General features: G+C 36.6%; 25 protein-coding genes. 21 read left to right on the forward strand and 4 right to left on the reverse strand.

The features are described 5' to 3' along the window. The first annotated feature begins 1 nt into the window (after nt 1). Both AAA915_RS05025 and AAA915_RS05030 read left to right on the forward strand, forming a co-directional pair. A complete protein-coding gene (locus tag AAA915_RS05025; protein WP_294830256.1) occupies nt 2-451 on the forward strand; it encodes a LytTR family DNA-binding domain-containing protein in 450 nt (149 codons plus the stop codon). Between the two features lies 1 nt (nt 452). Further along, nucleotides 453-848: a DUF3021 domain-containing protein gene (locus tag AAA915_RS05030; RefSeq protein ID WP_294830254.1), complete on the forward strand. Its 396-nt coding sequence runs from the start codon at nt 453-455 to the stop codon at nt 846-848. Between the two features lie 211 nt (nt 849-1059). On the opposite strand, the gene AAA915_RS05035 is transcribed toward AAA915_RS05030, so the two are convergent. Next, nucleotides 1060-2367, reverse strand: a complete 1308-nt coding sequence (locus AAA915_RS05035; RefSeq protein WP_294830252.1) for an APC family permease — start codon at nt 2365-2367, stop codon at nt 1060-1062. Between the two features lie 199 nt (nt 2368-2566). Here AAA915_RS05035 and rbsK point away from each other — a divergent pair, with 199 nt between their 5' ends. Both rbsK and AAA915_RS05045 read left to right on the forward strand, forming a co-directional pair. After that, on the forward strand, nt 2567-3472 hold the full coding sequence (gene rbsK / locus AAA915_RS05040) for a ribokinase (protein ID WP_294830250.1): 906 nt from the start codon (nt 2567-2569) through the stop codon (nt 3470-3472). Nucleotides 3473-3619: 147 nt separating this feature from the next. Then, complete coding sequence (locus tag AAA915_RS05045) at nt 3620-4528, forward strand: L-lactate dehydrogenase (RefSeq protein ID WP_294830249.1); 909 nt, start codon at nt 3620-3622, stop codon at nt 4526-4528. A 163-nt stretch (nt 4529-4691) separates the two neighbouring features. On the opposite strand, the gene AAA915_RS05050 is transcribed toward AAA915_RS05045, so the two are convergent. Continuing rightward, nucleotides 4692-6113 carry a PTS transporter subunit EIIC gene (locus tag AAA915_RS05050; protein WP_294830248.1) on the reverse strand — a complete coding sequence of 474 codons (1422 nt, stop codon included), beginning with the start codon at nt 6111-6113 and terminating at the stop codon, nt 4692-4694. Next, nucleotides 6106-7563: a glycoside hydrolase family 1 protein gene (locus AAA915_RS05055; protein ID WP_294830246.1), complete on the reverse strand. Its 1458-nt coding sequence runs from the start codon at nt 7561-7563 to the stop codon at nt 6106-6108. The genes AAA915_RS05050 and AAA915_RS05055 overlap by 8 nt, the downstream gene beginning before the upstream one ends. 131 nt (nt 7564-7694) lie before the next feature. Here AAA915_RS05055 and AAA915_RS05060 point away from each other — a divergent pair, with 131 nt between their 5' ends. The 10 genes from AAA915_RS05060 to alr all read left to right on the forward strand — a co-directional run bounded on the left by AAA915_RS05060 (nt 7695) and on the right by alr (nt 16740). Then, nucleotides 7695-8471, forward strand: coding sequence for a MurR/RpiR family transcriptional regulator (locus AAA915_RS05060; RefSeq protein ID WP_294830243.1), 777 nt, complete (start codon nt 7695-7697; stop codon nt 8469-8471). Nucleotides 8472-8906: 435 nt separating this feature from the next. Next, on the forward strand, nt 8907-9566 hold the full coding sequence (locus AAA915_RS05065; protein ID WP_294603917.1) for an amino acid ABC transporter permease: 660 nt from the start codon (nt 8907-8909) through the stop codon (nt 9564-9566). After that, entirely contained in the window at nt 9547-10224 is a 678-nt protein-coding gene (locus AAA915_RS05070) for an amino acid ABC transporter permease (protein WP_294830241.1), read from the forward strand. Before AAA915_RS05065 ends, AAA915_RS05070 begins: the two co-directional genes overlap by 20 nt. A 5-nt stretch (nt 10225-10229) precedes the next feature. After that, nucleotides 10230-10970: an amino acid ABC transporter ATP-binding protein gene (locus tag AAA915_RS05075; protein ID WP_294830239.1), complete on the forward strand. Its 741-nt coding sequence runs from the start codon at nt 10230-10232 to the stop codon at nt 10968-10970. A 10-nt stretch (nt 10971-10980) separates the two neighbouring features. Next, the gene (locus AAA915_RS05080) at nt 10981-11826 is read left to right on the forward strand and encodes a transporter substrate-binding domain-containing protein (RefSeq protein ID WP_294830237.1); all 846 of its coding nucleotides are present in this window, start codon (nt 10981-10983) and stop codon (nt 11824-11826) included. 115 nt (nt 11827-11941) lie between these two features. Then, a complete protein-coding gene (locus AAA915_RS05085; RefSeq protein ID WP_046325385.1) occupies nt 11942-12190 on the forward strand; it encodes a type B 50S ribosomal protein L31 in 249 nt (82 codons plus the stop codon). A gap of 130 nt (nt 12191-12320) precedes the next feature. Further along, nucleotides 12321-13688, forward strand: a complete 1368-nt coding sequence (locus AAA915_RS05090) for a UDP-N-acetylmuramoyl-tripeptide--D-alanyl-D-alanine ligase (RefSeq protein WP_294830235.1) — start codon at nt 12321-12323, stop codon at nt 13686-13688. Between the two features lie 10 nt (nt 13689-13698). Then, on the forward strand, nt 13699-15180 hold the full coding sequence (gene cshA, locus AAA915_RS05095; protein WP_294830233.1) for a degradosome RNA helicase CshA: 1482 nt from the start codon (nt 13699-13701) through the stop codon (nt 15178-15180). 75 nt (nt 15181-15255) lie between these two features. After that, nucleotides 15256-15609: a holo-ACP synthase gene (gene acpS / locus AAA915_RS05100; protein ID WP_294830231.1), complete on the forward strand. Its 354-nt coding sequence runs from the start codon at nt 15256-15258 to the stop codon at nt 15607-15609. A gap of 3 nt (nt 15610-15612) precedes the next feature. Then, nucleotides 15613-16740: an alanine racemase gene (gene alr, locus AAA915_RS05105; protein ID WP_338200848.1), complete on the forward strand. Its 1128-nt coding sequence runs from the start codon at nt 15613-15615 to the stop codon at nt 16738-16740. Nucleotides 16741-16791: 51 nt separating this feature from the next. Here the strand turns inward: alr and cbpA are convergent, their stop codons facing one another. Then, the gene (gene cbpA / locus AAA915_RS05110) at nt 16792-17499 is read right to left on the reverse strand and encodes a cyclic di-AMP binding protein CbpA (protein WP_294757198.1); all 708 of its coding nucleotides are present in this window, start codon (nt 17497-17499) and stop codon (nt 16792-16794) included. 226 nt (nt 17500-17725) lie between these two features. On the opposite strand from cbpA, the gene pth reads away from it, so the two are divergent. The 7 genes from pth (at nt 17726) to ftsH (ending at nt 26445) form a co-directional block, all read left to right on the forward strand. Continuing rightward, nucleotides 17726-18292 carry an aminoacyl-tRNA hydrolase gene (gene pth, locus AAA915_RS05115; protein ID WP_294830227.1) on the forward strand — a complete coding sequence of 189 codons (567 nt, stop codon included), beginning with the start codon at nt 17726-17728 and terminating at the stop codon, nt 18290-18292. Nucleotide 18293: 1 nt separating this feature from the next. After that, nucleotides 18294-21788, forward strand: a complete 3495-nt coding sequence (gene mfd, locus AAA915_RS05120; RefSeq protein WP_338200844.1) for a transcription-repair coupling factor — start codon at nt 18294-18296, stop codon at nt 21786-21788. 8 nt (nt 21789-21796) lie between these two features. Beyond that, on the forward strand, nt 21797-22039 hold the full coding sequence (locus AAA915_RS05125; protein WP_046325375.1) for an RNA-binding S4 domain-containing protein: 243 nt from the start codon (nt 21797-21799) through the stop codon (nt 22037-22039). Between the two features lie 75 nt (nt 22040-22114). Beyond that, nucleotides 22115-22492 (forward strand): FtsB family cell division protein, encoded by a 378-nt coding sequence (locus AAA915_RS05130; RefSeq protein ID WP_294603957.1) that lies wholly within the window; start codon nt 22115-22117, stop codon nt 22490-22492. Next, nucleotides 22492-22857: a S1 RNA-binding domain-containing protein gene (locus tag AAA915_RS05135; protein ID WP_338200842.1), complete on the forward strand. Its 366-nt coding sequence runs from the start codon at nt 22492-22494 to the stop codon at nt 22855-22857. Before AAA915_RS05130 ends, AAA915_RS05135 begins: the two co-directional genes overlap by 1 nt. Continuing rightward, complete coding sequence (tilS, locus tag AAA915_RS05140; RefSeq protein ID WP_338200840.1) at nt 22847-24103, forward strand: tRNA lysidine(34) synthetase TilS; 1257 nt, start codon at nt 22847-22849, stop codon at nt 24101-24103. Before AAA915_RS05135 ends, tilS begins: the two co-directional genes overlap by 11 nt. Nucleotides 24104-24189: 86 nt before the next feature. Further along, nucleotides 24190-26445: an ATP-dependent zinc metalloprotease FtsH gene (gene ftsH, locus AAA915_RS05145; RefSeq protein ID WP_338200838.1), complete on the forward strand. Its 2256-nt coding sequence runs from the start codon at nt 24190-24192 to the stop codon at nt 26443-26445. The last annotated feature ends 14 nt before the right edge of the window (nt 26446-26459 follow it).

A 26459-nucleotide genomic window follows, 5' to 3' on the forward strand; every position in this document is an offset into this window, starting at 1 on the left:
AGTGAAAATTAAATTTAAGTCAGATCCTACTTTAAATGAAGAAATTGAAGTTGAAATTAAAGCAGCACCAAAAAATGAAACGGTAAATGATTTAATTGATTATATACACAAATTTGGTGAAAAGAAATATCATCTTTTACCCATTAAAACTGATGACCGGATTGTTACGATTAAACGCACTGAAATCATAAAAGTGGAAATCCAAGCAACAGACATTACATTTTATACTACTACAGAAGTGGTAAAAACGACTGGCCGGTTATACCAAGTGCTGGAAAAACTGGGAGATGGCTTTATTCAGGTTTCAAAACATGGCGTTATTAATATTAATTTTTTAGAATCCATTGAAGTTGGCTTTGCGGGAAATATGATTGCTATTTTAAAAAATAATCTGAAAGCTGATGTTTCCAGACTATATCTGCCAGCATTAAAAAGAGAGTTGGGGCTTTAAAATGTGGAAATTAAGTAATTTCATTAACTATTTCTTTACTGGTGTTGGCTTTGGTGCAGCTACTTATTTGCTCATTCTGACTTTTGCATTTCCTGGTGAGCCTGCTACTCCCTTAGGAGTTATTTCAGTTTTTATTATTTCTGGGTTAATTGGGATTTTATCAATGATTTTTGCCGCGGATGTTTCACCAGCTATTGCTTTTAGTGTTCACATAATAGGAACATTCTTGCTAGTTTTGTTAATGTACTGGATAAACAAGTGGTCTGTTACTTTTTGGTGGATATTGGGCGAGTTTTTGCTAGTCTATATCGTTATTTGGTTGATTGTGATTTTATCACAAGTACATACGGTGAATAAAATCAATTCTAAAATTAAAAAAAGGAATTCTAAAAGATAGAATCGGTTAATAATAAACAAATAATTTTGATAATAAACTTAAAAGCTTTTTAGCTGCACTGTATTAATATTTAAAAATCTAAAGATATTGAAAAGACTATTTTTTGGACCAAATAAAAAGGCAAATTACTTCATTGTGATTTGCTTTTTAATTTAGTAGGACGGATATAAAAATGCTTTACCTGATAGTAAGTATTACATTTGCTGAGTTTTTAGGTACGATTTTTCTTTTGTACATAAACATAAACTGGCCAGCCAGAGAGGGTTAGTAAAATACCTATAATTGCCAAAAGCGGTTGGGTTAACGTAGTGGTAATTACAATGAATAAAGCACCACAAATGGCTAATATGGGTGGAAGAGGATACCATGGAATCTTATATGGGCGCAAAAGCTCGGGTTCTCTTTTGCGTAAGACTAGAACACCAACAAATAATAAAATTGAAAAAATCCACGAAACATAGACTAACATGTTCGTTAATGAGTCGAAGGTTCCTGAAAAAATCATTATGGTGGCAATTACGCATTCAAAAATCATACTGTTTGTAGGCACGATAGTTTTAGAATTTAGTTTGCTGAAAAAACTTGCAGCTGGTAATTTCTTTTCTTTGCCCAAAACATAAGGCATTCTTGATCCCAAAAGAAGGTGTCCATTAATAGCGCCAAATACGGATACCAATATTCCTGTAGCGACCAAAGTGCCACCTACACTGCCAAACAATTTTTGGGCAGTAAGCAGAGCTGTTGTTTGGTTACCTACAACTTTAGACCACGGGATAACTCTGACATAGCTCCAATTAAGAAGAGTGTAAAAGATTGTTACTCCGAAAAGTCCCCAGATGATTGCTTTGGCCAAAGTTTTTGCCGGATTCTTAATTTCACTGGCCAAATTACCGATACTTAGCCAGCCGTCATAGGCAAAAAGCACGGCCAAGAGAGCTTGTCCAAAAGCCATTGCACCTGATGCAGATGAAATGTGTGGTGCAGGAGCCTCAGCTAATTGATTAGGTCCTCTGTAAAACAAAGCAAAAATGATAATTGCTACAATTGGGAGCAATTTAATAACTAAGGTTATTTTTTGCACTTGACCGCTCAATTTAGAACCGATCCAATTTATTAATAAGATTGTCAGCATAACAATCAGAGCAATAACAGTAGTAGACAGACTTTTAAAGTGTGGTATCTCTTTTAACTGGGTGGCAAACACGATCGAAAGCGCGGCAATATTTGCTGGATAATAGACAATTATCAGAGACCAGCCAAAAAGAAAGGCTATTTTAGGTCCATAGATTTCTTCAAGATACCTGACAGGTCCACCGTCTTTAGGATAGATCGACGCTAATTCAGCTATGCTCAGTCCTGCCATTAGTGTAATAAAACCGGCAAAAGGCCAAACGATGATACTAAGCCATGCATTATGAGTCAATGCCGAGACGTTTGCAATTTTAAAAAAAGCACCGCCACCAATCATGGTACCCATGACAGTTGCTAGTGCGGCGAAAAAGTTAAGTTGTCTTTTCATATTTTTACCTTGCTTATTTTAAGTTAAACTGTATTATATTCTTTCTCTGCGAAAATAAAAAGAACTGTTAACACCACTTTAACAAAAATAAATAAAAATCAAATGAAAAAATTACAAAATTTAGATTTTGTTGAAAACAGATTTTGGTATGATATGATTTGAATTGAATCAGGCAAAAATTTTTTCTTAAGGAGCAGAAATGAATAAAGTTACAGTTATTGGCAGTATTAATTTAGATACCAACTTGCGTGTAAAGAAAATGCCCAGACCCGGTGAAACGGTTCATGCCACAGATCACTATTCAGCTGCGGGAGGAAAAGGTGCTAATCAAGCAGTGGCTGCAGCTAGAGCAGGATCTGATGTAAGTTTTATTGGCGGAGTTGGTGATGATGCAGCTGGAAAAGAAATGCTGAACTTGCTTAAAAGCGAAAATATCAATACCAGTGGCATAATTACAGCCACTAAAGAATCCACTGGTCAAGCATTCATCACGGTTGATGATAGTGGTCAAAATTCAATTACCATTTATGCTGGAGCTAATTATGCTTTTGGATCAGATGAAGTTTTGCAAAATCAGGGATTAATTAAAAATGCAGATTTTCTCATTGCACAATTTGAAACACCGCTTGCCGCCACAATTAAGGGCTTTGAAATTGCTCATGAGGCAGGTGTCAGAACAATTTTAAATCCGGCTCCTGGGATGGACCAAATTCCAGTAGAATTATTAAAACTGACTGACATCATTACGCCAAACGAAACAGAAGCTGAAACCATTACAGGCGTTAAAGTAATTGATGAAAAAGCCGCACAAAAGGCTGCTGTTAATTTGCACGAGCAAGGTGTGAGAACAGTTATCATTACCATTGGCGATAAAGGTGCATTTTATTCTTATCAAAGTAAAAATGAGCTCATTCCTGCTTTTAAAGTTACAGCTGTCGATACTACAGCTGCTGGTGACACATTTATTGGAGCAATGGCTAGCGTATTACAGACAGATTTATCCAATTTAAAAGATGCCATTCTTTTTGCCAATAAAGCCTCGTCACTTACTGTTCAAAAGTACGGTGCCCAACCCTCAATTCCTTATAAGAAAGATATTAAATAAAAAATCAAAAGTATCTACCTTTTAAAAATTAAGATTTAACTTTTTTTCCTTAAATTGTGACTTTGAAAGCCCTATCTTTGTATAATATAGTAGTAATTGAGTTTTACTGACAATGTGTCAGATGTTTTAAGGGAAAGGTACTTAATTATGACAACAAAAATAGGTATTATTGGTGACGGTCACGTTGGTTGCACTGTTGCTCACGAGTTAATAATTTCGGGTTTGGTCGATGATTTGGTAATGATCGACGTTAATGAAGGTAAAGTTAAAGCCGACGCAATTGATTTTGAAGATGCCATGGCTAATTTGCCTAATCATGCCAATATCATTGTTAATGACTATGACGCATTGAAAGATGCTGACATTGTCATTAGTACTTTAGGTAAAATATCTTTGGAAACAAAAGGCGATCGTTTTCAAGAGCTGGAATACAATAAAAAGCAGTTGAGTCCGATTACAGAGTCTATTAAAAATAGCGGCTTCAACGGAATTTTGATTGTCATTTCCAACCCGGTAGATGCAATTACCAGTCTTTATCAGCAACTAACAGGCTTACCAAAAGAGCACGTAATAGGAACTGGAACTTTGCTTGATACAGCTAGGATGAAGAAAGTTGTTGCTAAAAAGTTTAACGTTGATCCTCGTTCTGTAAGTGGCTTTGCATTAGGTGAACACGGTAATTCGCAGTTTACTGCATGGTCAACGGTAAAAGTATTTGAAAAACCTTTGACTGAGCTGGCTAAGAATGAGTCATGGCAACCAAGTGATCTTGAAGATGAAATCAGATTCGGTGGACAAAATGTATTTATGGGCAAGCACTACACTAATTATGGGGTCTCTGCAGCCGGCGTTAGAATTGTACGGGCCGTTTTAACAGATTCTCGGACAGAATTGCCTGTTTCGAGTTACCAAGAAAAATACGGTACATATATGTCTTACCCTGCAATTGTTGGCCGTGAAGGAATTGTCCACAAAGTTGATTTACAATTAACTGCTGCAGAAGAAGAATTATTGCAAAAATCTGCTGACGCAATTAAAGAAAAATCACAAGCTTAAAAATCTAGAAAAAGTCATTTTATATGATAATACCCCCAAATTGTGAACAAATTTGGGGGTATTATTGTGGTTAAATTAGCTATTGACACAGTAAAATAGTGTCAAATAAAAATTGTTACTATTCTTTTCAATTGATTGCTACTCTATAAATGTTGTTATACTTTTAAGCTAATGCCTGAGTAGCCTGATTCTTTTTATTTGGTACATCTTCAAAGCCTAAAACTAAAGTCATAACAAAAGAGACAACTGCGGCAATAATCATTGAAATGATAGCTGTCCATAAATTATTTAAATTATTAGGATTTGCTGGATTAATCCACATTGGCAGGGTAATTAATCCTGGTGTCATAAAAACATATGCGTTTAGTCCCATAAAGCCAGCATATAATCCGCCACAAAATCCGCCAATCATACATGCATACATTGGTTTGCGTAAACGTAATGTGACACCATATAAACATGGTTCAGTTATACCGGCAAAAAGTGCTGTTAAACCTGCTGAAATCGCAGTACCTCTAAGTTCTGAATTCTTGGTTTTGAACGCAATCGCTAAAGTTGAAGATGCTTGGGTAATATTATGCATAAGCGTTAAAGCTCTAGTTAATGGGTCTACACCATTTTTATTGATTGCTTCAAGGCCAGCAATTGCGAGTGCTGAGTGCATACCGGTTGTGACTATCCAAGGATAAACTAGCGCTAACAAGGCCAATGACAAAGGTCCCAATTTGCCACTCAAGAAAAAGACAATTTTAGATAAGACAAAAGATACTGCTGTCATTGCAGGACCTATGGCTACCAATGTTAACGGAACAATAATTAGAATGGTTAATAATGGTGACATAAAGGGTTTAATGGAATTCCACAAATGCTTATCTAAGAAATGCTGGATATATGACATTATCCAAATTGCCATGATTGCTGGAATAATAGTGCTGCCATAACTAATAGACATTACTGGTAGTCCAAAGATAGATAACGGCTTACCGCTAGCTACCAATTTGATAAAATTTGGATTTAATAATGCACATCCAACTAGCGCTGCCAGATAAGAGTTGGCTTTGAATTGTTTTGCTGCTGCTAAGGCGACAAAAACTGGTAAGAAATAAAAGGCAGAATCAAATATTAACAACAAAATTTGATAAGTCATTTCCTTTTCGGATACGAGATGCACCATTTTAGCAATTAAAATTAAACATTTTCCCATACCACCTGCTACTAATACTGGTATTAGAGGAGTGATACATCCAACAATCGCACTTAAAATCTTAGAAATTATGTTTGTATGTTCTTTACTTTTGGTTTTAGGTACTTCTTGGGTTTCAGAATTGTTGCCATTTTCGCTTGCTATTAATTCTTGAAAATCGTTATAGACATCATCAACACGATTACCAATGACTATTTGAATTTGGTCTCCCTGCTTAACAACACCTATTACTCCAGAAATTAATTTGATTTTTTCAATATTTATTAATTCTGAATTTTTAGGGATTATTCGTAAACGTGTAGCGCAATGCCAAGTTTTTTCTATATTCTGTTTTCCGCCAACCAGTGGCAATATAGCTTGAGCAATTTCTTTACTATTCATTATTAGTTCCTTCTTTCTCAAACAAATTTTTCCCTTGAGAATCAATTACTTTACGATACCAATAAAAGCTTTTCTTAGGCCAGCGTTGTTGTGATCCCTGGCCTTTATTATTACGATCAACATAAATAAAACCATATCTTTTATCCATTTCTGCTGTGGAGGAGCTGACAATATCTATCAATCCCCAAACTAAATAGCCTATTACTTCAATGTGATCTACATTAATTGCTTTTTCTAGCTGTACAAGATGTTGCTGATGATAGCTGATTCGATAATCGTCAATAATTCTTTTATCATTATTTACAATATCTCTTGCCCCTAGGCCATTTTCAACAATAAACAGAGGAACCTGAAAGCGATTATATAAGTCTTGACAGAGAATTCTTAATCCTAAAGGGTCAATTTGCCAACCCCAATCGCTTTGTTTCAAATATGGATTGCTTTTGCTCTTAATTGTGTTACCTTCCACTTGGGCTACATCGTTTTCTGTTCCAACTGTTACTGACATGTAATAGCTAAAGGCTAAATAATCACAAGTACCTCCAGAAATTGTTTTTAAGTCCTGATTAGTGATATCTAAATTTAGATCTTCTGTTAACATCTTATAGGTTGATTTGGGGTAGCGTCCTTTTATTTGAACGTCACCAGACAGGTAAGTGTAATGCCTTAATTGTTGCGCCAGCATGTTATCTTGTGGTTTACAAGAATAAGGGTAAGCGGTCAAACCTGTAATCATACAACCAAAGTGTGCTTGAGGATCAATTTTTCTTCCATATTCAACAATCTTTGCACTAGCAACATACTGATAATGCATTGCTTGGTACTCATTCTTTTTGGTAATCAAGCTAGATGTTAATCCTGCACTAACAAAAGGATGCCTTAGCACGCTGTCTATTTCATTAAATGGTATCCAATATTTCACTAAGTCGTGAAATAAATCAATTGCTGTTGTAGCAAAATGGATAAAACTTGCCATAACTTCTCGATTAGTCCAGCCTTTATTTTCGACTACTAATTCAATCGGCATTTCATAGTGTGATAATGTGACAATAGGTTCAATATTATGATCTCGTAAGCTTTTAAATAAATTACGGTAATAGGTAACAGCTTTTTTATTAGGTTCAGATTCACTTCCCGTAGGAAATAATCTTGTCCAGGCAATCGACGTTCGAAAGGCATTAATATGCATCTGAGATAGTAAGGCAATGTCATCCTGATAATTATGATAAAAATCGATCCCCGTTCTTTTAGGGTAATATTGGTCATTATGATCTTTTAAAAGCGAATTGATTTGTTCAATCGAAAGATGATTTTGATCAGTAGCATTACATTGCATAATATCAGCAGTTGAGGGGCCTTTTCCGTCTTCATTCCAAGCACCCTCAGATTGGTTAGCTGAAATGGCACCGCCCCATAAAAAATTTTTAGGAAATAACTTTGTCCTTTTCATACAGAAACCTCTATACTTTTTAATATATGTTAACGCTAACATTATGGCTAAACTTTATCATTAAATTCAACTATGTGCAATGGCACAATATATAAAAATATATTGTGCAAAAGATCAATTAGGAGAATAATATGCTTGATATAGACACACTTATTAAATTAAATTATCAAAAAATGACGCGGCAAGAACGAAAAGTAGCTGATAATTTAATCAAATATCCCAGATTTGCCCTCGAAAAAAATATTTCAAATTTAGCTCTGAGCATAAATGTTTCGCGTAATACCATTACAAGGTTTTGCAAAGCACTTGGTTTTAGTGGTTACGCGGAATTTAAATATGAATATATTAAATGTATCAATCGCAACATACGAAATAAGACCTCTCCTAGTAATAACTTTATCCATGAGATTATCACTACATATAAGGACAAAATTGGTGAAATCGAAACTAAAGGAAAACTTGAAAATAAAGATATTAAGCAGTTAGCAAAAGATATTGTTCAATACAAGTCACTAAAAATTATTGGCACAGGTAAATCAAGTCCGGTAGCTCAGCAAATGAAATATAGTTTACAAACTCTGGGTATTTATGCTCAAATAATGGATTCAATCTACTATTCTAATGATTTTAGCTATTTGTTTAATAAAAATGATGTAGTTTTAGTTTATACTGTGTCTGGACACAGTATTCTAACCAATGCTGTTATGAAGGGTGCAATAGAGAAAAAAGCTAATGTCTACACGGTTACGACAAATGAAAACATTGAAGTACCTTTGAAGGCACTTTTCGTATTGCCTAATGTTAGTGTTAATAACTCTTTTTTATTCAGCAACCATACCTTGTTCTACATTTTTAACGATATTTTATGTAATTATATTGATGTTTTGCTAAATAATGAAAATTTGTAAGTGTATGTAAAAACTTTCAATCATTTGCAAAAGGACCAATAAATATTAATGTTGCTAAAGTGTTAAGCATAACTCAAGATTAATTGAGAATGCTTGACGCTTTTTTAATGCAGACCGGAATATTGTTGATAAGTAGCCAATTCAATTAATTGACAAAAAGTAAGTAAACGCATAGCATTAAAGACACTTATAGTTGCTAACAAAAAGGAAGTGAAAATAAGACACAGACAAGATCAGCTAATAAAAAGGGGAACAGTAATGGCAATTCCTGATAAAACTAGCTGGGCCTAGTCTTTTACTTATTGCATTGGGTGTTAGCAATTATGACATTTAAATCTACGAATAAGCTTGATTCGTAGATTTTTTATTTTTCTGACTGTACTTGATGCTCTGACCATGAGGTCAAGTCGGTTGTTTAAAAGTGGGAGGTAAAAAATGAGTTGGCAGATAATTACACAAAGTTTGCCTATTTTTTTAAAAGCCTTTGAATTGACCCTTTGGCTATCTGCCGTAGGTATCATTTGCTCAATTATTGTGGGTATTTTATGCAGTTTAGTGCAGTATTTTAAAGTGCCTGTTTTGCATCAAATAATTACGGCCTATGTGGAATTGGCACGAAACACACCTTTGTTAATTCAATTATTTTTTCTATATTATGCTTTTCCAGTCATTGGCTTAAAAATGTCAGCCCAAGTTTGCGGTATTATCGGTTTGGTATTCTTGGGTGGAGCATATATGGCTGAAGGTTTCACTGGTGGTTTTGCCGGGGTTAATTCAAGTCAAATTGATGATGGCAAAGCGTTGGGGATGAATAACCTCCAATTAGCGCGTTATGTTGTCTTTCCACAAGGTTTTGCTTTGAGTATGCCAGCCTTAACGGCTAACGTGATTTTTTTAATCAAAGAGACATCAATTTTTTCAGTCATTGCGATCCCCGAGCTGACCAATACTGCTTTGGACTTAATCGGGATGTATTACCGCTCCAATGAATATCTACTGGTGTTGGTCATAGCCTATGCCATTATTCTGATTCCGGTTATTTTACTTTTAAACTATTTAGAAAGGAAGGTTCGCTATGGCACATTCGGCGATTAATGTTTTCTTTGCCGGTAATAACTTCAGTAGAATTTTGCAAGGCCTGTGGACATCAGTTTGGATTGCTGGGGCCAGTTTAATAATTGGCTTAATTTTAGGCACGCTTTTAGGAATATTACGGACATTACCTAATAAAATAATTCGCTTCATTTTACGGCTGTATTTGGAATTCTTTAGAATAGTTCCAACAATCGTATTACTCTTCTTGTTCTATTATATTTTGCCACGTACCTTTCATATCAACTGGCCAGCCAGTTGGATGGCAGTTTTAGCTTTTTCTTTATGGGTTGCAGCCGAATTTAGCGACATTGTTCGTGGGGCACTTGAATCAGTCCCACTGGTGCAAAAAGAATCGGGCTTGGCCCTGGGCTTAAGCAGAGTACAACTTTTGCGCTATGTTTTGTTACCCCAAGCTGTGCAATTGGAATTACCAGCAACTATTAATCTGGCAACAAGAGTAATTAAAACGACCTCATTATTAATGATGATCAGCATCATGGACGTCATTGCTATTGGCCAACAGATTATTGAAGCTAATAACCAAAAATACCCGACAGCCGTTTTTTGGATTTATGGTTTGATTTTCTTCCTATATTTCATAATAGATTATCCGTTGTCAAAATGGTCTAAACAGTTAGCGGCAAAACAGAATAGGTGAGGTAAATGACAAAAGAAGTTTTACGAGTTGAACATTTAAATAAGTTTTATGGCGATTGGCAGGCTTTGCATGATATTAGTTTTACCCTCCATCAAGGCGAAGTTTTGACATTATTGGGACCTTCCGGCTCTGGTAAAAGTACTTTGATCAGATGCCTAAATGGTTTAGAAGATTTCAAGAGTGGCGCAATTTATTTTAAGGGTCAAAAGGTTGAGACGACCTCTAAGAATTGGCAAGAGTTACGTCAAAAAATTGGGATGGTTTTTCAAAGCTATGATTTATTTCCCAATTTTACAGTTCTTGAAAATATCTTGTTGGCACCGGTAAAGGTACAAAAAAGACCTGAAGAAGAGGTTAAAACTGAAGCTTTGCGGCTATTAAAACGTGTTGGACTAGAAAAGTACGTTAATTCTTATCCTCGTGAACTGTCAGGTGGACAAAAGCAAAGAATTGCTATTGTCAGAGCTTTAGCCATGCATCCCGAAATAATGCTGTTTGATGAGGTTACAGCATCTCTTGATCCCGAAATGGTTCGAGGAGTTTTACAAATTGTATCTGACTTATCCCAAGTCGATCATATGACGATGATTATTGTGACCCACGAAATGAATTTTGCGCGTCAAATAGCAGATCAGGTTTTATTTCTTGAAAATGGCAAAATTTTAGAAAACACTCCAGGAGAAGAATTTTTTAAACATCCCAAAACAAATAGGGCACGTGGTTTCTTAACTAGTATGGATTTCTAAGGAGAAAATAATGCAGAAAAATAAAAATAGAAATATTATCATTACCGTTTTAATTGTCTTGATAATTGCAGTGGCAGCTTTTTTTGGCATTAAGTCAAAAAATAATAGTAGTAAAAACGCTAATGAAAACAGTGTGAGCGCGATTAAGAAACGAGGCACTTTGCGAGTTGCCGTATTTGGTGACTTACCGCCATATGGTTGGGTTGATGATCACGGTAATCGCGTGGGCTACGACGTTCGTCTTGCTCGCCAAATGGCTAAAGATATGGGCGTTAAAGTGAAGCTTACCCAGGTTAATGCCAATAATCGTGTTGATACTCTAAATTCGAATAAGGCAGATATAGTTTTAGCCAATTTTACTGAAACACCGGAACGTAAACAAGTCGTTGATTTTGCAAAACCTTACATGAAAGTATCGGTTGGAGTTATTTCACCTAAGAGTGCTCCGATTACTAGTGCCCAACAATTAAAGGGCAAAAATTTAATTGTTAACAAGGGCACAACGGCAGAAAATTACTTCACTAAAAAGGGTGGAGTTGACTTGCTGAAATTTGATTCTAAAACGCAGCAGTTTAATGCTTTTAAAAATAAGCGTGCTGCCGCTTTAGCAGATGACAATTCATATCTCTATGCTTGGGTCAAAAAGAATCCTAATTATACGGTCGGAATTAAAAATATTGGTCCTAATCAATTTATTGCCCCCGCAGTTAAGCAGGGAAATAAGTCTCTTTTAAACTGGACTAATAAAGAAATTACTAGATTAGCAAACAGAAAGTTTTTCACAGACGACTATAATAAAGAACTAAAACCATATTTTGGCAAGGAAGTTAGACCAAGCGACATTGTTTTAAATTAACTCTGCTGCTATAATAAATAAGTCTTGAATTTTACTATTAAAAATGTTAAGGTATTAAACGTTAATCGATTAATCTATGACTTGAAATAGGAGTCATGGCAAAGGAGTAATAAATATGAAACAAGGTATTCATCCAGATTACCAACAAGTAGTCTTTATGGATTCAGCAACAGGTGCTAAATTTGTTGCTGGTTCAACATTAAAGTCCAAAGAAACAGTGGATTATGAAGGTAAAACTTACCCCTTAATTCGTGTTGAAATTACATCAGATTCTCACCCATTCTACACTGGCAAGCAAAAGTTTGCTCAGGCCGATGGTCGAATCGAAAAGTTCAACAAGAAGTATGGTATGAACAACAAGTAATATCTTCAATCTGGTGGAAGGCAGTCCCATTGGGGCTGCTTTTTTATGTAAAGCCTAATTGTTATACTACATAAATAAGGAGTATAATTACTACTTCAGCAAAAACTCTTTTCGGCTAGGAGATAAAAAGATGAAAATGCAACTGGCAGAAATAGCCAAAGCAATAAATTCAAAGTGTGAAGGCAATGATCAGACCGTTATCACTTCTGTTGCCTTTGATTCTAGAAAAATCGCCGCTGGTGGATTATTTGTCCCACTAAAGGGCGAAAGAGACGGTCATGACTTTATAAGCAGCGCAATTAGTAATGGTGCAAGTGCCACATTATGGCAGAAAGGTCATCCTAATAAACCCGACAATATTGCGGTTTTAGAAGTGGATGACCCATTAAGAAGTATGCAGCAACTGGCCCAATATTATTTAAATAAAGTCAATCCTACAGTTGTTGGCATTACGGGTTCAAACGGTAAAACTACCACCAAAGATATGACGGCAGCAGTTTTAGCAAAAAGGTTTAATGTGCATAAAACTGATGCCAACTTTAACAATGAAATTGGCGTACCCATGACAATTTTAGATATGAAACCAAATACTGAAATTTTGGTTTTGGAAATGGGTATGGATCATGCAGGGCAACTTCATCAACTAAGTAAATTGACCCGCCCAGATGTCACAGTCATTACAATGATTGGTGAGGCTCACATTGAATTTTTAGGTTCTCGCGCCGGAATTGCTGATGCCAAGATGGAAATTACCGATTTTTTACGAGAAGACGGTGAGTTAATATATAACGGGGATGAACCGCTTTTACGTGAACGAGCTGCTAAAATACCACAAGCAAAAGTTACCTTTGGTTTTGCAAAAAATGATACAGTTTATGCAACAGGTTATCGCAGCTACAAGCACCATGCTACTTTTACGATTAATAATTCTACTCACAAATTTACCATTCCTATGATTGGCAAACATAATGTCTCTAACGCCCTTTCGGCTCTATGTGTTGGCAGGTATTTTGGTGAAAGTGATGAGGAAATTGCCACAGCCTTAGAAAAGTTCACTCCGACAGCGGATAGAATGGAATGGGAAAAAGGCGATGTGGGAGAAGATATTATGAGCGATGTTTATAATTCCAATCCTACTGCTGTGCGTGCTGTAATAACCAGTTTTGGTCAGATCCAGGTTCCAGCTGGAAGTCGCAGGATCGCTGTTTTGGGTGACATGTTAGAATTGGGCCAAAGATCTGCCAAGCTTCACGCTGGGCTAGCAGATTGTCTTGACCCACAGGTAATTAATGAAGTTTATTTGTATGGTACAGAAATGAAAAATCTGGCCGATGCACTTAAAGAGAAGTATGAACCAGCGAATTTGCATTATTATACTCAAGAGCAAATGCAACACATGGTTTCAGATTTAAGAAATGATATTAAGCCGAATGACATTGTTGTTTTAAAGGGTTCGCATGGAATGCACCTGGAAAAAGTAGTAAAACGGCTTAGATAAGGAGAATTTAGTGAAATTTTCAGAATTAGGATTAAAAGATGAGCTTTTAAAAGCAATTAAGCGCTCAGGCTTTGAAGAAGCGACACCAATACAGGAGCAAACAATTCCTCTGGCTTTAGCAGGCAGGGATGTAATTGGTCAAGCTCAAACAGGTACTGGTAAAACGGCGGCCTTTGCGCTGCCTATCTTGCAGAATTTAGATAAGCATAATAAGGTAATTCAGGCTTTAATTATTGAACCGACTCGTGAATTGGCCATTCAAACTCAGGAAGAACTGTTCAGATTGGGACGCGATGAGAATGCTCGCGTGCAAGTTGTTTACGGCGGCGCTGATATTGGACGGCAAATTCGTTCACTTAAAAACCATGTGCCTGCGATTTTAGTAGGAACACCTGGAAGATTACTTGATCATTTAAAGCGCAAGACGATTGACTTAGAAAATGTTAATACCATTGTTTTAGATGAAGCTGATGAAATGCTGGACATGGGTTTTATCCAAGACATTGAAAGTATTTTAGGCTATGTTAAAAATCGGAAACAGACTCTATTGTTCAGTGCGACGATGCCTAAACCAATTTTGAACATTAGTGAAAAGTTCATGCATAATCCGGAAATTGTCCGGATTAAAACTAAAGAGCTAACTGCCGATTTAATTGATCAGTACTTTGTTCGGGCAAAAGATTCAGAAAAATTTGACATCATGTGCCGTTTGATTGATGTTGAAAACCCAGACCTGGCTGTAGTCTTTGTTAGAACTAAACGGCGAGTTGACGAAGTTACCCGGGGACTTCAGGCCCGTGGGTACAATGCAGCGGGAATTCACGGTGATTTAACCCAGGCCCGCAGAATTACTGTCTTAAAAAGGTTCCGTGCTGGTAAACTAGATATTTTAGTTGCTACAGATGTGGCTGCACGTGGATTGGATATTTCAGGCGTTACTCACGTCTATAATTACGATATCCCCCAAGACCCAGACTCTTATGTTCACCGTATCGGTCGTACCGGCCGTGCTGGACAAAATGGTAGTTCAATCACTTTTGTTACTCCAAATGAAATTGGTTATATGCGTACAATAGAGCAATTAACCAAGAAAAAGATGACCCCTTTGCGTCCACCATCTGATGATCAGGCTTTAAGGGGCCAACTTAAAGTGGCTAAATCTAAGATTGAAGATATAATGAAAGAGGACCTATCTAAATATACTGATGATGCCAACGAATTATTAGAAAATTATTCGGCGGTTGACTTGGTATCAGCTTTTCTGAAGAATTTGTCAAAAGATTCTTCAAATGTAGAGGTCAAAATTAGTTCTGAAAAGCCACTACCATATAAGGGTAATGGTCGGGGTAGCCGTGGTCGCTATAGTCATAGCAGAAATAGTCGTGGTGGCTATCGTGGTGATCGTAACCGCAGCCGAGGCAATTATCGTGGAAGCCATTCTCACCGCTCAGGTAATGGCAGAAATTTTATTATTAAAAATAAAAAAGGTTAATGTTTTTACTAAAAAAGAGTTGTGACGGTTTACAACTCTTTTTTGCTAATATACTTTTATTATGAGGATAAGAAAATGATTGTTGGAGTTGGCATTGATGCTGTTGAAATTGAACGAGTTAAAAAAATAGTTGCCAAAGGGGATAACTTTGCCCGCAAAGTTTTGACCCCAAAAGAATTTGCACAATACCAAAAACTGTCAGGCAGACGCAAAGTAGAATATTTAGGCGGCCGCTTTTCTATTAAGGAATCTTTTGTTAAAGCACTGGGAACTGGTTTTAGCAAAGAAGTTGGTCTGCAAGATATAGAAACTTTATGGGATAAAGTAGGACATCCGGTCACAACCTCACCTAAATTTGCCGGCAAGATTTTTCCTAGTATTACTCATGATCGGCATGAGATAGTTACACTAATCGTTTTGGAGAAATAAGAAATGGTACCTGGAATTCATAGACCTGCAGCTGTGTGTGTCGATTTAGCTGCAATAAGACAAAATATTCAAGAAGAAATTAAACATTTGGCACCGGGACAAAAATTGTTTGCCGTTGTTAAAGCAAATGCATATGGCCATGGTGCAGTAAGAGTAGCTCAAGAAGCTGTCAAGGCAGGTGCCAGCGGCTTTTGCGTTGCTATTTTAGATGAAGCTCTGGAATTAAGGCAAGCCGGAATTGTCCAGCCAATTTTGGTACTGGGCGTTACGCCCGCAAAGTATGCCTCACTTGCAGCTGTGAATGGTGTCTCACTATCTGTACCCAACTTAAAATGGTTAAAAGAAGCCGAGTCTAACTTAATTCAAGATCAACTGCAACTAAAAATTCATTTGGCAGTAGATTCTGGAATGGGACGCATTGGTTTTAGTGAAGATGATGAATTTATTGCAGCTAACGATTTTCTGTTAAATAATCCCAGCTTTGCTGTTGAAGGGCTGTTTACCCACTTTGCCTCCGCAGACAGTAGCGATGATTCATATTTTCAAGGGCAAGTCACGCGGTTTAACCACTTTAAAAAATTGTTGAAAATAAAACCCCAATGGATTCATGTGGACAATACTGCGGCTAGTGTTTTTGATAAGAAAGTTCATAGTGATTTAGTTCGTTTTGGTATTGGCATATATGGTCTGAATCCGTCTTCGAATCCTGCAAGCCCTGACTTAAAAACAGCAATTAAATTAAAGCCGGCTATGTCTTTTGTCAGTGAACTGGTACAAGTTCATACTATTCACCAGGGTCAGGGAGTGGGCTATGGCTCAACTTACATTGCTGACCAAGATCAAATTATCGGTACAGTTCCAGTAGGCTATGCCGATGGCTTTATTCGTAAATTTCAGGGTTTTAAAATTAAAGTTGGTTCCGAATACTGTCCTATTGTTGGTCGGATATGCATGGATCAGTTAATGGTGCAATTGCCATATGAAATGGCAGCAGGAACAAAAGTAGTTTTGATTTCAAATGATCCGGAAGCGCCAAATTCCATCAAAGAGGCAGCCGACTATGTTGACAGTATTCATTATGAAGTTGCCTGCTTATTGGATGATCGCTTGCCAAGAAAATATTATAATTAAAAGTAATAAATAAAAGCACATCATCTTGATGTGCTTTTATAGTGGCAATAATTAATTATTTTCATCCTGATTAATGTAAACACCAGGATTTTCATCACTCATAAGTGTCATACCGGCCTGCAAGTCTTCAATTTCAGCGACAACATAACCTTTTTTCTCAAGACGTTTAACGATTTCTTTTAAAACGTCCTCAGTGAGTCCAGCAGGTAATGTAAATAAAATACGCCTTACAGCATTATCTGTTTTACCAGCAGTAGGTGCGTCCAGGCTCATTACACCTGCAATTGCACAATATTTACTGATAATTTTACTCATTTTTGCTAAATTACCCCTTGAATTATCAGTTAAAACAGTGAGGACATATGACCCATTTTTAATATTCCAGGCATCTGACAACATATCAAGCAATCTTGAGTGCGTCAAAATACCATAGAATTTGTTCTCTTCGTCTAACACTGAAATGTAAGGCAAGTCCTTAATTGTGAAGAAAACTTTAAAGAACGGCGAATTAACCTTAATAGTTTTAGTGGCATTTTTTAATAAGTAGGTAACTGGCAAATTCATATCCTTACCTTGAGATTTATGGCGGTAGATATGCATTTTATAAATATTACCACGGAAAATTGTGCCAGTGTCATCTAGAATTGGCACACATCGGAATCCAGAATCTTCCAAAGTTTTTAAAGCTTCTTCAAGCGTAGCGTGTTCGTTGACTGTGGTTAAATAATCTTTTTTAATAACCAAAGATTTGATTAGCATTAAACTGCCTCCGTTGTAAAAATAATCTAAACGATTATATCATATAAATGAAAAAATTAGATTAAATGAAAATTAAAAGAAAAACATTATTCAGATTGATTTTAGCACTTGCCGTACAAATTAAAAAGCCTAATTAATCAATGAAATCAAAGTGTAATAGTCTTTAAGGAAATCAGAGCGATTGATTGTGCTATCATTAATAAGACTATAAATAAGGGGAAGTTAAATGAAAATTATAGCAGGTCTGGGTAATCCAGGCAAAAAATATGATGGAACAAAACATAATACTGGCTTTATGGCTTTAGATTACTTTTTACAAAAAAATGCTTTAAATTTAGAAAGAGAAAAGTTTGAAGGCAAATATACTAAACAAAAAATAGCAGGAATTGACGTGATTTTACTTGAACCACAAACTTTTATGAATGATTCAGGTAGATCTGTAGCTCAATTTGCCCGTTTCTTTAAGGTAGAGCCCCAGGACATTTTGATCGTTCATGATGATATGGACATGCCACTAGGTAAAATCCGTATTCGTGCAAATGGTAAATCCGGGGGTCATAATGGTATTAAGAGTATTATTCGTGATCTGGGCACCAATAATTTTAATCGACTGAAAATTGGCATCCGCCATCCTGCAAATGTAACGGAAGCAAGTGTAGTTTCCTGGGTTTTATCACCGTTTAATACCGAACAAAAACAACTGATGGATGAAGCTTTTGTTACAGCCAGTGAGGTCATAACTGACTTTATTGCTGGCAAAAGCACACAGTATTTAATGAATAAATATAATTAAAATGCGTTTAACAAACATTATTGAAAAAGATCATGATTTGATAAATTTTATTGCTAATACTAGCAATACAAAAAATTCTTTGATCACCGGAGCTAATGCCGGTGCTTTTGATTTACTTTTGTGCCAAATAGTTAAAACTTTGAAAAAGCCGTTAGTGGTTTTGGAAGAAAATGAAAACAAGGCTCAAAAACTTTATAGTGAACTCAATGCAATTATGCCAGAAGGCAGTGTGCAAATTTTTCCAGTAGATGCATCGATAGCTACTCAAACAGCAGTTACTTCACCTGACGAATTGAGTAGTCGTATTCAGGCGCTTAATTTTTTACTGAGTCAGAACAAGGGCATCGTGATTACTACTCCGCAGGGCTTACAGTATAAATTGTCTAAACCGCAAGAATACCAAGCAGCAAGACAAGAGTTTGAGCCCGAAAAAGAATTTGATTTAGCTGAACTGACTAACTGGCTGGTGCAGGTAGGCTTTCGCCGCGAAAACCTGGTAGCTAAACCTGGCGAATTTGCATTACGGGGAGATATTCTAGACGTTTACCCGCTTGACCGCGAAAATCCAATCAGAATCGAATTTTTTGGTGACGAAATTGATACTATTAAAGAATTTGATTTAGCCAGTCAACGCAGTCAAAAGCAGATTGATAAAATAGTCATTACTGCAGCTCAAGATCGCGTTTTTGACGCTGATAATTTTAAACTTGCTGCACAGAAGATAGCAAAAGCTATGGCAGATTCCCCTGCTGTTGAAAAGGAAGTTAAGGAACATTTTGCAGAGTCATTGGACGAACTAAATAATGGTTCATTACCTCAAAACTACACTTTTTTAACAGATTTTCTGATTGATAATCCTGATAATCTACTTGATTATTTAGCAAGTTCTGGCTTGGTTCTGCTTGATGACTGGCCGTTAATTGAGCAGGCTGTTAAAACAGTAGATGAACAAAATGCTGGTTTTATTGCTGATGAACTAAAAACTGGTGCTATGATACCAGGCCAACAGCTCTACAGTGACTTTCATAGAAATTGGGCGCAAGATAAACATAATCACCTTTATTTTTCATTATTTCAACGGAGTATTGGTCGCATTAAACTGGGGCAATTATTTGACTGGCAGACAAGAGAACCTGAACAGTTTTTCAGTCAGATGCCTCTTATCAAGTCTGAAATAGAATCATACCAGAAAAAACAGCAAACGGTAATTTTGCAAGCGGATAACAATAAAAGGGCAAAACAAATTAGTCAGACTATGGCTGAATTTGGCATGGATGTGCCAATTGTTAAGTCAAATGATTTAGTTGAGAAGCAAACGCAAATTGTGGTTGGCGGTTTTGCCAGTGGTTTTACTTTACCTAATAATAATCTGGTTTATTTAACTGAACGAGAACTTTTTAACAAAGTAACACACCACAGTCGCCGTATTAAAACCATGGAAAATGCCCAAAGGCTGCGTAGTTACACTGAACTGAAACCAGGCGACTATGTTGTTCACGTAAATCATGGAATCGGCCGCTTTGAAGGAATAAAAACTTTAGAAAATAACGGTGTCAAAAGAGACTATATTACTATTACCTACCAACATGGTGATCAATTATTTGTTCCCGCTGATCAGCTGAAATTAGTGCAAAAATATGTTGCTTCTGAAGGCAAAAGACCACACATTAACAAGCTGGGTGGCAGTGAATGGGCAAAGACCAAGAGTAGAGTTCAATCTAGGGTTGAAAATATTGCTGATGAATTAATTGATTTATATGCCAAAAGAGAATCGGAAAAAGGCTTTGCGTTTTCAAAAGACGATGATTTGCAGCGGCAGTTTGAAGATGCTTTTCCTTATGTCGAAACTCCAGATCAGCTGCGCTCAATTAAGGAAATCAAACATGACATGGAACAAGAAAAGCCTATGGACAGGCTACTCGTGGGCGATGTCGGCTTTGGCAAAACTGAAGTAGCCTTAAGAGCAGCGTTTAAAGCGATTGAAGATAATAAACAGGTTGCCTTTTTGGTACCTACGACTATTCTGGCACAGCAACATTATGAAACTATTCAAGATCGGTTTAAAAATTTTCCTGTTAATTATGCCGTTTTATCACGTTTTCAAACTCCAGCTGAAGCCAAAAAAATTACTGAAGGTTTAAAGAATGGCAAGATTGATTTAGTAGTTGGGACGCATAGATTACTGTCAAAAGATGTTAAGTTCAAAGACTTAGGTTTACTTATTGTTGATGAAGAGCAAAGATTTGGCGTAAAGCACAAAGAGAGGCTTAAAGAACTGAAAGCTAACATCGATGTTTTAACGCTGACTGCAACACCGATTCCTCGTACGTTGCACATGTCAATGATTGGCGTGAGAGATTTATCAGTTATGGAAACCCCGCCATCCAATCGTTACCCGATCCAAACCTATGTAATGGAACAGATACCGAGTGTAGTTAAGGAAGCCTGCCTGCGGGAAATTCAGCGTGGAGGTCAAGTCTTCTATTTACACAACCGTATTGGTGACATTGATGATGTTGTGCTGGAATTAGAAGCTCTCATGCCTACAGCCAGGATTGTCAGTGTTCATGGCCGTATGAGTAAAAACCAAATGGAAGATATTTTGTATCGTTTTTTAAATAGAGAATTTGATATCTTGGTTACAACTACCATAATTGAAACCGGAATAGACATGCCGAATGTCAATACCATGTTAATTGAAAATGCGGATCATTACGGCCTAAGTCAGCTTTACCAGTTGCGTGGCAGAATTGGTCGTAGTGCTCGCTTGGCGTACGCTTATTTTTTATATCAGCCCAATAAGGTTCTGACAGAAATAGGAGAAAAGAGGTTGGACGCCATACGTGATTTTACCGAACTTGGATCTGGGTTCAAAATTGCTATGCGTGATTTATCGATTCGTGGAGCTGGCAATATGCTTGGAGCAGAGCAGCATGGTTTTATTGACAGTGTCGGTTATGATCTGTATTCACAAATGCTTTCTGATGCAATTAAAAATCGAAAAAACAAAAAGAAGGTCAGAAAGAGTAACGCTGAAATTGATTTGGGACTTGAAGCATATATTCCAGAAAAATACATTAGTGATCAAGAAGAAAAAATCGAATTTTATAAGAAAATTAAATCTGCCAGTCCTGCTGATATCGAGCAAATTAAAGATGAGTTAATTGACCGCTTTGGTAATTATCCTGAACCGGTAGAAAACTTACTGGCAATTTCACAGTTAAAGGCTGAGGCAGATTTAGCACAAGTCAGAAATATTACTAAAATTAATAACCAGCAGGTAAAAGTTGAGTTTGGATTAGAGGCTTCAAAAGAATTACAGGGACCTAATATTTTTAAGGCTCTTGAACACGTTTCATTCAAAGCAAAAATCAATCTTTCTCCGGCTAAAAGACTGGTTGTGCTGCTGGAACTACCTGATAATCTGCGTCAGAGGCAGTTATTTACTAATTTAATTACTTTTATGACGGCTGCCAGTGATATTATTCAAAGATAGGAGAAAAAATGAGAATTGATAAATTTTTAAAAGTTTCGAGACTAGTTAAAAGGCGTCCGATAGCTAAAGAAATGGCTGATCAGGGTCGAATTAAGGTAAATGATCACGTGGTTAAATCCAGTTATGACGTTAAGATTGGCGATATTATTGAAGTAGGTTATGGTTCTAAACAGGTAAAAGCTAAGGTTTGTGCAATTAAAGAAACTACTAAAAAAGCAGAAGCCAGTGAATTATATGAATTAATAAATTAGTTTGGTCTTTAATGACATTTATAGGTGGTCTTGTTATAATTAAAATAGTATTTGTTTTTGGTAGTAGAGGTCAAAATTATGAACGGTCCACGTATATACAATTCAGTTAGTCCGGAGGAGCAACTGGCTCGTCTGAAGCGTAAACAAGAAAAAAGAGCAAAAGAAGTCCACCGTGTAAGACGTAATCGTATTGTTGCATTTTTCGTTGCCATTTTTGCGTTTTTAGGTGTACAGATTGGCGTTACGCACTCTCAGACAGAACATATTAACAGTCAAGTGCAAACTTCTAAGAAAGCATTGAAGAAAATAAATAATCAAAAACAAGTTTTATTAGCTAAGCGCAATGACTTGAAGGATAGTGATTACGTGGCTAAATTGGTTCGTTCTAAATTTTTGTACTCTAAGCCAAATGAAACAATTTACAATTTACCTGAAGGAAAAAACAATAATTAATGAAATATCAAGTTGGACAGAGAGTTACAGGTATTATCAATAATATTAATGACATAGGCATCTTTGTCACTCTTTCTCATCATCAAACAGGGTTAATTCATCATAGTGATTTTAACAATAATTGGTTGCGAGAAAAAAATAATTATCATGTTGGCGAACAGATTCGCGTAGTTGTCCTTCATAATTATAAAGGCAAAATTGCCCTTTCAAGAATGAGGGTTAATGATCCGGATTTAATTGATCATACTAACCCTTTTTCTGATACCAAAATGGCAGATTTTACTAAGACTTTAACGCAAACTATGAATGATGCCCAAAAAGAAATAAAAAAATTAGAACAAGATTTGGTCAGTTATGCGGATTGATGACTTTTTTAAGGTAAATCATTTGCCCCTGGCCGCTAAAACACTTGTAGTTGCAGTTAGTGGTGGACCAGATTCATTAGCTTTATTAGATTTGTTATATCAAATAAAGGAGCAATACCATTTTAGACTGCTAGCAGCTCATTTGGATCATCAACTTCGGCTTGACTCTTTTAAAGAGGAAAAAGTAATTTCTGCATATTGTCAAAATAAAAGTATCGAGTTAATTAGTGAAAAATGGCCTAAATCTTTACAACCTTTAGTTGGCGTTGAAGCTGCTGCCAGAAAATATCGTTATAATTTTTTAGTTAAAATAATGCGAAATTATCAAGGAGATTATTTACTAACGGCACATCATATGGATGACTTGCTTGAAAATATTCTGCTTAAATTTATTCGCTCTGGTAATCCTAGTGAAATGAACAGCTTGAGAGCGATTAGCAAAATGCAGGGAATGACTTTGCTAAGGCCTCTTTTGAATGTCCAAAAAACTGATTTATTAGAATATGATAAAAAGAAGCACATACCATACGTAATCGATCAAACTAATAATGAAGATGATACTTTGCGCAACAAGTTACGTCATCATGTGATTCCTTTACTTAAAAAAGAAAACAAACAAATCGGTCAAAATGCTCTTAGATTTAGTAAAGAGGTTAGTTTGTTGACTTCAATTGCTGATGAAAGATTTGCCCAAGTTGACCAGCCTGAAAAATTTTTAAGTGTAGCATACCGTCTAAAAACAAGTGCACTAAAAGAGTTGACTGGTGAAGAAAAGCAAGCTTTTTGGCAACACTTTATATGGCAGACCTGGCATGAGCGGGTCAATCAAAATTTGGCGAATTATACGTTACTTGTTTACCAAGGCTTTTTTTATCTTTTTAAACAGTTACCAGCTAAGCCAGCAAAAAAAGAAATTATTCTCGATCAAGAATTTTCATTTAATAAGCGTAAATTTTTACTTTCTTTAAAGGCAGATGAACCTCACAAATTGATTGGAAATTTTTGGTCAACCAATAAAAATCAATTTACCACAGGGTCAATTTTACCCGGAACAAAGCTTTTATTAAAAGATGGCAGCCATGTAAAGAGTAAGAAAAAGTTTGCTCAAAGCAGCATTCCCAATATTTTGCGACCATACTGTATCACTGTTTATGATGGTGATGATGTAGTTTTCGTTGAACAGACTTATACTAATCAACAAGTCGGTAGTATGGGAAAATGCTTTTATCTATATGAGGATAATTAATAAAAATTTTTAAATTATTAGAGTACAAGTGGAATTTGTGATAAACTTTTATTCGTATATCTCTAGAAACTTTGCGGAGGTTTTATATGAAAAATAACCGGAATCGACTGTTTTCAAACGGTTTATTCTATATAGTTGTTTTCCTGTTTTTAGTAGGAGGACTCAACTGGGCGATTGGCGGATCAAATAATTCGGGTAGTAGTGAAAATATTAGTTACTCCGAATTTGTTAGTGATTTGCGCAAGGGAAAAGTTAAAAACTTTAACGTTCAACCTGCAAATGGTGTCTATACTGTTTCAGGTAGCTATAAAGAAACACAAAAAAGTAAAAACCAGTCAGATAATAATTTTGACTTTTTTAATGGTAATTCAGGATCAAAAGTAACCCGCTTTTCAACTACGATGTTACAAAATGATTCCAGCGTATCTAATGTACAAGAATTAGCTCAAAAGAGCGGTACTAAGATGACGACTCAGGGTGAGTCACAATCTGGAAACTGGATCTCGACAATAGTTATGCTTGTACCGACCATTCTTTTCATTGTTATGCTTTGGATGATGGTCAGTCAAAGTGGCGGAGGTCGAGGCGGCAACGGCGGAATTATGAATTTTGGTCGTTCTCATGTTAAACCTGAGGACCCCAAGAAGAATAAAGTGCGCTTTTCTGATGTTGCTGGCGAAGAGGAAGAAAAGCAGGAACTGGTAGAAGTAGTTGAATTCTTAAAGAATCCGGCTAAATTTACCAAATTAGGCGCCAAGATACCTTCAGGTGTTTTGCTTGAGGGTCCTCCGGGTACAGGTAAGACATTGTTGGCTCGTGCCGTAGCAGGAGAAGCAAATGTTCCTTTCTTCTCAATTTCAGGTTCAGACTTTGTTGAAATGTTTGTCGGTGTTGGTGCCAGTCGTGTACGTGACTTATTCACTAATGCCAAGAAAAATGCACCAAGTATTATTTTCATAGATGAAATTGATGCTATTGGACGCAGACGTGGTGGTAACGCCAGTGGTGGCGGTAACGATGAACGTGAACAGACTTTGAACCAGTTGTTAGTTGAGATGGACGGCTTTGAAGGCAACGAAGGCGTTATTGTTATTGCAGCTACCAACCGTTCTGACGTACTGGATCCAGCTCTATTGCGTCCAGGTCGTTTTGACAGAAAAGTATTAGTTGGTACACCTGATGTTAGAGGTCGTGAAGCTATTTTGCGCGTTCACGCTAAGAATATGCCTTTGGCTAATGATGTTGACTTAAAGGAAATTGCTCGTCAAACACCAGGTTTTGTTGGTGCAGACCTAGCTAACTTACTTAATGAAGCTGCACTGCTTGCAGCCAGACGAAACGGTAATAATATTACTGCTGCAGATTTGGATGAAGCTGAAGACCGTGTCATTGCGGGTCCTGCTAAGAGAAACAGTTTGATTTCTCAAAAGGAAAGACGCAGGGTTGCCTTTCACGAGGCTGGACACTCCATTTGTGGTTTAGTGCTTAGTGATTCAAGAACGGTGCGTAAAGTTACCATTGTGCCTCACGGCAGAACAGGTGGCTATAACTTGATGTTGCCTAAAGATGATCAGTTTCTGTTAACTAAGAAACAATTAATGGAACAAATCGTTGGTCTGATGGGTGGTCGTGCTGGTGAAGAAGTTGTAGTTGGAGACCAGTCAACAGGTGCTTCAAACGACTTCGAACAAGCCACTCAGATTGCCCACAGCATGGTTGTTAATTACGGAATGACTGACTCATTAGGAATGGTTGAACTTGAAAAAGAGGGCGAAACTAATCCTTATGGTTTTAAACCATATAGTGAAGCAACTTCAGCTAAAATAGATGAAGCTGTCAAGAAGTTACTTGATGAAGCCCACGCTAAAGCAGTTGAAATTGTTAAAAACAACCGTGAAAAGCATCGCATTATAGCTGAAGCTCTACTTAAGTATGAAACTTTAGATGAAAAGCAGATTATGTCTCTGTACACAACTGGCAAGATGCCTGAAAAGACGGAGCAAGAATATCCAAGCGAATCCAAAGCATCAACTTATGAAGAAGCTAAGGCTGCTGCTGAAAAGAAAGAAAACCATTCGCAGAAGAAAAATATTGAAAATTCCGAAAAGGCGCAGGAAGAAAGAGATGTCTCTCTAGAGTCACCCGCCCAAAAGAATGAGGAAGCAGAAGAAAGTAATCCTGAGAATCCAGAAAAAGCTGAATTTCCCAAGGAGTCTGAGATAGATACAGAAGAAAAAACACCTGATTTTAATTCTTCTGAGTCGGAAAAAGATTCTGAGGATCAGCAAGATACAAAGGATACTGATAATTCACATAGTGAAGACGATCATCCTCAAGAATAATAATTAATAGGGCC

Source organism: Lactobacillus rizhaonensis (assembly GCF_036246345.1).
In the GTDB taxonomy this organism is placed as follows: Bacteria; Bacillota; Bacilli; order Lactobacillales; family Lactobacillaceae; genus Lactobacillus; species Lactobacillus rizhaonensis.

Coding starts and splice junctions, on each gene's coding strand:
- rbsK (WP_294830250.1), top strand. CDS start 2,567: ATGAATAAAGTTACAGTTATTGGCAGTATTAATTTAGATACCAACTTG.
- AAA915_RS05075 (WP_294830239.1), top strand. CDS start 10,230: ATGACAAAAGAAGTTTTACGAGTTGAACATTTAAATAAGTTTTATGGC.
- AAA915_RS05045 (WP_294830249.1), top strand. CDS start 3,620: ATGACAACAAAAATAGGTATTATTGGTGACGGTCACGTTGGTTGCACT.
- AAA915_RS05070 (WP_294830241.1), top strand. CDS start 9,547: ATGGCACATTCGGCGATTAATGTTTTCTTTGCCGGTAATAACTTCAGT.
- AAA915_RS05050 (WP_294830248.1), bottom strand. CDS start 6,113: ATGAATAGTAAAGAAATTGCTCAAGCTATATTGCCACTGGTTGGCGGA.
- tilS (WP_338200840.1), top strand. CDS start 22,847: ATGCGGATTGATGACTTTTTTAAGGTAAATCATTTGCCCCTGGCCGCT.
- AAA915_RS05080 (WP_294830237.1), top strand. CDS start 10,981: ATGCAGAAAAATAAAAATAGAAATATTATCATTACCGTTTTAATTGTC.
- AAA915_RS05035 (WP_294830252.1), bottom strand. CDS start 2,367: ATGAAAAGACAACTTAACTTTTTCGCCGCACTAGCAACTGTCATGGGT.
- alr (WP_338200848.1), top strand. CDS start 15,613: ATGGTACCTGGAATTCATAGACCTGCAGCTGTGTGTGTCGATTTAGCT.
- AAA915_RS05085 (WP_046325385.1), top strand. CDS start 11,942: ATGAAACAAGGTATTCATCCAGATTACCAACAAGTAGTCTTTATGGAT.
- AAA915_RS05030 (WP_294830254.1), top strand. CDS start 453: ATGTGGAAATTAAGTAATTTCATTAACTATTTCTTTACTGGTGTTGGC.
- AAA915_RS05065 (WP_294603917.1), top strand. CDS start 8,907: ATGAGTTGGCAGATAATTACACAAAGTTTGCCTATTTTTTTAAAAGCC.
- mfd (WP_338200844.1), top strand. CDS start 18,294: ATGCGTTTAACAAACATTATTGAAAAAGATCATGATTTGATAAATTTT.
- AAA915_RS05055 (WP_294830246.1), bottom strand. CDS start 7,563: ATGAAAAGGACAAAGTTATTTCCTAAAAATTTTTTATGGGGCGGTGCC.
- AAA915_RS05060 (WP_294830243.1), top strand. CDS start 7,695: ATGCTTGATATAGACACACTTATTAAATTAAATTATCAAAAAATGACG.
- AAA915_RS05135 (WP_338200842.1), top strand. CDS start 22,492: ATGAAATATCAAGTTGGACAGAGAGTTACAGGTATTATCAATAATATT.
- acpS (WP_294830231.1), top strand. CDS start 15,256: ATGATTGTTGGAGTTGGCATTGATGCTGTTGAAATTGAACGAGTTAAA.
- cbpA (WP_294757198.1), bottom strand. CDS start 17,499: ATGCTAATCAAATCTTTGGTTATTAAAAAAGATTATTTAACCACAGTC.
- ftsH (WP_338200838.1), top strand. CDS start 24,190: ATGAAAAATAACCGGAATCGACTGTTTTCAAACGGTTTATTCTATATA.
- pth (WP_294830227.1), top strand. CDS start 17,726: ATGAAAATTATAGCAGGTCTGGGTAATCCAGGCAAAAAATATGATGGA.
- AAA915_RS05090 (WP_294830235.1), top strand. CDS start 12,321: ATGAAAATGCAACTGGCAGAAATAGCCAAAGCAATAAATTCAAAGTGT.
- AAA915_RS05125 (WP_046325375.1), top strand. CDS start 21,797: ATGAGAATTGATAAATTTTTAAAAGTTTCGAGACTAGTTAAAAGGCGT.